This is a genomic window from Pantanalinema rosaneae CENA516 (assembly GCF_050753385.1).
Classification (GTDB): domain Bacteria; phylum Cyanobacteriota; class Cyanobacteriia; order Leptolyngbyales; family Leptolyngbyaceae; genus Pantanalinema; species Pantanalinema rosaneae.
The window spans coordinates 83692-90075 of sequence record NZ_JBLZFZ010000028.1 but is presented as its reverse complement, the minus strand read 5'-3'; the positions used below and the strand labels follow the sequence as shown (position 1 = coordinate 90075).

Here is a 6384-nt window from a genome sequence, read left to right as displayed (position 1 = left end):
AGATGTGTATAAGAGACAGCCCCACTCCCTACTCCCCACTCCCTCACCTGACTACTCCCCGACGTACTCTCATCCCGTTTTATGACACTCCAGTCCTATTCAGTGCTACGACGGTATACTCCCCCCACCTGTACGTTAGAGCTTATGGGCAAACAATCGCCTTTATCTCGTTGGGCAGGTCAACCTGTACTGAAACAACTGCGGTTTCAACTGAAGTTCGATGATCCCAAACTCTTAGCCGATGAGCAAGTTACCCTTCAGGGCGATCGCGACCAGTTAGAGGCACTGCATGAAGCGGTCACGGATTATGTCCAACGCTTTTTGGAACACTCCAGCGATCGGTTGGAGTTGCCGTTAACCATCTCCTCGACCCCCCAGAACACAGTCACCCTGGCGGATTTTGCTACTGGCACTTATCGAGCAACTCCCGCTCACAATGTGGCTGGCATTGAGCTTCAACCCCGAGGGTTGTTGTCCCATGAACTGATCTTGGGATCATTAGCCAACTCTACCTCTGGGCAAACATTACACTTAACCACCCTTCAGTTATTTGACCTGGCAAATGCCCTGGATGATTATGCCACTGATGTCATGGCATTGCCCCAGTTACAACAGGCTGGTGGGCGGCGTTCACATCCCCATTGGAGTCAGATTGCTGCTGCTGCCTTGCTCGTGATTGGCGTATCTGCCTCGGTCGCCAAACTGATCGATGGCTCCTACAGCACAATTTCTCAAACCACGGCACCCCTATCCAGCCAGGGAGCTAGTAGCCAGGATCAAAAAATTGCTACCCAACTCCCCCCGTCGGTAGTTGAGAAAACTGTCCCGCCGATCGCCTCTACGGCAAAACTGCCACCGCCCACCATTGCCCCAACAACGGTACCCATCACCCCTGGGCAACCGACAATTAACACTCCAGTCCAAATTCCAGAGGGGCAAGGGGTTCCCGTGAGCCCAATTCAACCTGGACAACCAGGAACGATCGCCATTAATCCCAACGATGCTGAACCATCCGACAATATCGCCACCGTTCCCGGTACAGTCGTCCCTCCAGCTCCCGCGATCGTCGCGCCTCCCCGAACCGCAGGGGGGAGTGCCCGCCAATTACCGACTGAACTCGCGGATGCCAATCGTCAGGCAAGCGAAGCCCCTGCTCCCAACATCGCCGCCTTGCGAGGGGCAGCATCTTCGGCGGCGGGTGCAGCTCCAGCCACCACGGAATCGGCAAACAATACCGCCTTCGATACCTTGCCACAAGTTGCCGAAGCTAGAACCTATTTTCAGGAACGCTGGTCGCCACCGGAAGGACTGAATCAAATGCTGGAATATAGTTTAGCGATCGCGCCCAATGGCAGCATCCAGGGCATCAGTCCCCTGGGCACCGCTGCTGGCAACTATCTCGATCGGGTGGGGATTCCACTGGTCGGGGAGCCGTTCGTTTCTCCCTTACCCGAGGGTCGCAGCGTCAAAATTCGGTTAGTTCTGTCTCCCGATGGCACTGTTCAAACCTTTCCGGAGTCAAGCAATTAAACGCTAGTGACCATAAAAAGAGGCTACCCACATAGAGTAGCCTCGGTTTATCAGTCACGACAGTCAAAGACTAACTACACCTTTAGGCATCCCGTTTACGGGTAGCCTTCAGCTTTTTACGCCGTTGGCTAATCTTAGCGGTTGCCCGATCGACCGGAAATCCCACTACAGGAGGAATGACTTGATATTGCCGTTCATCCTCTAGTTGCTTGAGTTCCGTAAAATCGACCCAATGAATACAGTCTACCGGACAAGTATCGATCGCTTCCTGAATTAGTTCCTCAGAATCACCATCCTGACGAACAACGCGGGAGCGCCCATAATCTGGCTCAATGTAGAAGGTATTCCGGGCAACATGGGCGCAATGCTTACAGCCAATGCAGGTGATCTCATCCACATAGACCCCCTTTTGGCGCAGGACACCCCCTAGCTCGGGTTCAAACCCCGATCGCTCGGCAGCATCCCGCAAACTCCCTCCCAATTCCGGCTCCAGACCTGTCCGTTCCGGCTCGATCGAGCCCACGGCAACATCACTTAAGAACTCTGGGGCGGCAGGGGAGAAGTCCTCAGACATTACGCACTCCAACGTTGTAGGACAAGGCGGATCGAACCATCAGGATTCTGTTGCTGTTCTGTCATCTGAAAACCCTTTTGGCTGGTTTCATGCAGCACCGTGTGATAGGCATAGCGTTGCGTCACTTTGCTTAAGAACCGCTCCACCGGAGTTGCCTGATTCCAGAACTGAAGATCGGACACCAACTCATATTCCGTCCCATTCCAGCGAAAGCCGATGTCATAACCATTGGCTTGCTCGATCGCCAGGTCAGCGGTATGGGTTTGACCTTGATAGCCCCGCACTTCTTGAGGACCCGATTTCCAATCAATCCCCAGGTCAGTCAGCGCTGCTTGCAGGGAGGTGAGGTTACGAATTTGGGTTTTAATCTGGCTAAAGTGTGACATGGTATTTGTGATCAATCTGAACTTGCTGAACGTGGACAAACGGGATCCACCCTACCACTCACTAAAAGTGGATTGGGTAGCTACACCGTTGGATTGTTGAACTGTCTGGGCGTAGTACTCAGAGGTAGTTTCCTGGCTAAGCACTTGTCCCAACTGTGCCTCGATCGCCGCAGTCACCTCAGCACAGGAAGCGCCGACGATACCTGTGACCCTCTCTTGCACCCGACCGTCGGGATAGATAATAAATTCCAGTGTTTCCATGCCTGCAATCACTCATTCAGACGGTTCCAAACCAGACTTCAGCACTGACTAAACCAGACTGGAGACAGACCAGAACCTATTACTGGGCAACCAACTCACCCTGTCACGCTTTACGAGGTCATGATTAACGCGACACCCGTTGATCCGACGTTTATGAGTTAAAGTTGGTATCAATTCATCAATTGATTTCAATTAAATTTATTGGAATTTATTGATTGAATGGAGTATCCACTCATTTATCAGACAGTTTCGCTTAACTTCGGAACACAGTCAAGATGAACCGGAGAGAGATCTTAATTTACGAAAATATATATTTCAGGGGTTGATTTGTGTTGCTGCTGACCTGCTAAGGTGACAATTACTATTTACCCTGAGCAGAATCTATCCCCGATCGCGCTACCAGGTCAGGATTCGATAGATAATAAGAGTCTATTTTTTAAGTTGGACAAGCAGCGGCTCATGGATTACGAGTGCGTCAACGATTTCACACCCCCCCGCTTTGGCAGTCAGTTGTCTCACCCAATTCGGGTCGGAGTTTTGGGCTTCGGTGGCTTGGGGCAGGCAGCCGCCCGAGTTCTGGCTCCTAAACAAGAAATGCGGTGGGTAGCCGCCGCCGATCAGAAGGGCTATCTCTACAATCCGACGGGGCTGCAACCGGACACCTGTATTCAGACCTATCATGCCCACGGCTCGGTTGGCTATGTAGAACCGCAGGGGGTATTAAGCCAGAACAGTATCGCTGACTTGATTGCTCAAGCCGATCGCGTCGATGGCTATTTCCTGGCATTACCCAACCTGCCCAATACCTTCATGGCATCAGTTGCCCAGCAATTTATCGATGCTGGCTGGCAAGGAGTCTTAGTCGATGCGATTAAGCGCACCAGTGCCGTTGAACAACTGCTGGCAATGGCTCCCCAATTAGAGGCGGCAGGAATTACCTATCTGACTGGATGTGGTGCTACCCCTGGATTATTGACCGCCGCCGCCGCCCTAGCCGCCCAAAGCTACAGCGAGATCCATCAGGTCAAGATTACCTTCGGGGTTGGCATTGCCAATTGGGAAGCCTATCGAGCCACGATTCGCGAAGATATCGCCCATCTACCGGGGTATAACGTCGAAACGGCTAGAGCGATGACCGACACTGAAGTTGAAGCCCTATTGGATCAAACCAACGGGCTGTTGACATTAGAAAATATGGAACATGCGGACGATGTGATGCTGGAATTGGCTGGCATCTGTTCTCGCGATCGCGTCTCAGTAGGTGGAATCGTCGATACGCGCAATCCCCAGAAGCCCTTAAGCACCAATGTTCAAATTACCGGGCGAACCTTTGAAGGCAAAATTTCCACCCATACCTTCACCTTAGGAGACGAAACTAGCATGGCGGCAAATGTTTGCGGACCGGCATTTGGCTACCTGAAAACCGGGGTAGCGCTCCATCGCCGGGGCATGACCGGACTGTTTACGGCGGCTGAAGTGATGCCCCAATTTGTCCGCTAAATGATCTGGCTAGTTCCCAGGGCAGTGGTGAGGGTTATCCCCCCATAGGGGTAAAATACCTTAACAGGAGATGATTGTGCCCCAGTAGCATACCGAATAGTAGGGATTAAGTGCCCTGCATTGGTATCGCTTTATTGAGGCATTGACAACAAAATGGTTTCCCCCATTCCCCTGGGAACTCTGCTGCGTCAGCGTTACCTGATCCAGGAAATATTAGGACAAGGTGGGTTTGGTCGCACCTATCTGGCCTTGGATCAAGAACGCTTTAACGAGCGTTGTGTCATCAAAGAGTTCTCAGTTCCCTATCAAGATGAAGCGCTAATTCAGAAGTCAAAGGCGCTATTCCAACGGGAAGCCAGTACCCTGTATCAAATTCAGCATCCCCAAATTCCTCGGTTTACCGCCGCCTTTGAGGATGGGCAGCGACTATTCCTGGTACAAGAATTTGTTGACGGGCACACCTATCGCCAGCTCCTCAACGATCGCAAACAACAGGGAAACACCTTTTCGGAAACCGAAATTCGGCATTTTCTCCAACACATGCTGCCGGTATTGATGCATATCCACGATCGCGGCATCATTCACCGGGACATCAGCCCAGATAACCTGATTCAAAAGACCACCAACCCAACGGAACCAGATAGCAGTGCTGCTACTGCCAGTCTGCCTGTATTAATCGATTTTGGCGCTGTGAAAGCTGCCACGAATCATTGGCCGTTGATTTCGGCGGTGACGCGAGTTGGTAAAGTTGGCTATGCTCCACCCGAACAGTTACAAACTGGGAAAGTCTATCCCAATAGCGATTTATATGCCCTGGCAGCCACCATGCTAGTCCTCTTAACCGGGAAAGAGCCGCAATCATTACTGGATAGCCAAACCCTGACCTGGCGCTGGCAACCGTACACCAATCTCAGCGAAGACCTGGCGGCAATTCTGATTAAAATGCTGGCGGTCTATCCGGGCGATCGCTATCAGTCCGCTCAAGAAGTATGGGAGGCTTTTCAAGCGTTACCTGACCTTTCTCGGCTGGAACCGACTGAGCTTCAGCCACCCGCTCTCAGTTCTATTGACCTGCTAGCCATTCGTGCCCCCAGTCATGACCATCCCTTACAAACCTATCGTCCCATTCCAGCCACGGATGCTGCCTTCGCGCCTGATTTAGCGGAAGCCTCGCGCCACCCCGTCGAAGTCCGCCCCACCAGTCGGCTGTCTAAACCGAGTGCTGCCTCTCAACAGAGAGTCAAACTTGGCATTGCTGCCACGGTTCTTATGGCATTCGGAGGGGGAGCCGCCTGGTTATGGCATCCCTGGTCACCTTCTAAGGATACCAATGGTGAAATTTGGGTATCTGGAGCCAAGCTCCGCAGTTCCGAAGCCTCTCGCATTATTGATGTACCGGGTTCGAGCACAATTAACGCTTTACCTAACGGCAATAGTTCCGAGCCAAGCAACCGCTCAGTGCTACCTGCCCAACCCCAGGCGATCGAATTTCCCCCCGGCAACATTGCGACGGTCTTGCAGGGCAACTTACAAGCCTATAATTTGCAACCCTATGTCCTCAAAGCCTCGCAGGGGCAAATTCTCACCGTCACCCTGAATGGTTCCAATGTGGTGATGAACTTACTGCGATCGAATCGGCAGGGAATAGATGCGGCCGCCTATCAAACCCGGAGTTGGACAGGACAGTTACCCGCCGATGACCAATATTTAATCCAGGTATCGGGCACAGGAGCCTATACCCTGGATATTGCGATCACGCCGTTATCCCGCCCAATTCAGGATCAAACCCAACGGGTGGAATTTTCACATGGTCGCAATAATACGACAGTGACGGGTAGCATTGCCTCGAACGAGATTCGGCGTTATTTGTTGAAAGCCAAGCAAAGACAACTGATGATTGTCAAAGTGGTACAGGGCAAAGTCACCCTAAGCGCGATCGCCCCCGATGGGCAGCAAATTGGTGGCACGACACCCACATTAAAGGACTGGAAAGGGCGACTGACGCAGGACGGCGATTATGCGATCGAAGTCTCAACCACCCAACCCGATGATTACGCCATCTCCTTTGAGGTGTTTTAGCTCCCGACAATATCTCCCGCAGAATCTCTACCACAACGCTATGATTGAATAGAG

6 protein-coding genes are annotated in these 6384 nt (G+C 52.2%); 3 read left to right on the top strand and 3 right to left on the bottom strand.

Translation table 11 applies throughout. The features are described from left to right. Nucleotides 1-81: 81 nt before the first annotated feature. The gene (locus ACN4EK_RS17265; protein WP_431659294.1) at nucleotides 82-1530 is read left to right on the top strand and encodes a DUF4335 domain-containing protein; all 1449 of its coding nucleotides are present in this window, start codon (nucleotides 82-84) and stop codon (nucleotides 1528-1530) included. An 82-nt stretch (nucleotides 1531-1612) separates the two neighbouring features. Here the strand turns inward: ACN4EK_RS17265 and ACN4EK_RS17260 are convergent, their stop codons facing one another. From ACN4EK_RS17260 to ACN4EK_RS17250, 3 genes are read right to left on the bottom strand one after another with little or no spacing between them, the layout of a single operon-like run. Further along, nucleotides 1613-2104, bottom strand: a complete 492-nt coding sequence (locus tag ACN4EK_RS17260; RefSeq protein WP_431659292.1) for a ferredoxin — start codon at nucleotides 2102-2104, stop codon at nucleotides 1613-1615. Next, nucleotides 2104-2490 (bottom strand): DUF1257 domain-containing protein, encoded by a 387-nt coding sequence (locus ACN4EK_RS17255; RefSeq protein WP_431659290.1) that lies wholly within the window; start codon nucleotides 2488-2490, stop codon nucleotides 2104-2106. The genes ACN4EK_RS17260 and ACN4EK_RS17255 overlap by 1 nt, the downstream gene beginning before the upstream one ends. Before the next feature lie 51 nt (nucleotides 2491-2541). Next, nucleotides 2542-2751 (bottom strand): DUF2997 domain-containing protein, encoded by a 210-nt coding sequence (locus tag ACN4EK_RS17250; RefSeq protein ID WP_431659288.1) that lies wholly within the window; start codon nucleotides 2749-2751, stop codon nucleotides 2542-2544. 459 nt (nucleotides 2752-3210) lie between these two features. Here ACN4EK_RS17250 and bioU point away from each other — a divergent pair, with 459 nt between their 5' ends. Beyond that, complete coding sequence (bioU, locus tag ACN4EK_RS17245) at nucleotides 3211-4251, top strand: (S)-8-amino-7-oxononanoate synthase BioU (protein ID WP_431659287.1); 1041 nt, start codon at nucleotides 3211-3213, stop codon at nucleotides 4249-4251. A gap of 153 nt (nucleotides 4252-4404) precedes the next feature. After that, entirely contained in the window at nucleotides 4405-6330 is a 1926-nt protein-coding gene (locus tag ACN4EK_RS17240; protein ID WP_431659286.1) for a protein kinase domain-containing protein, read from the top strand. Nucleotides 6331-6384: the final 54 nt, after the last annotated feature.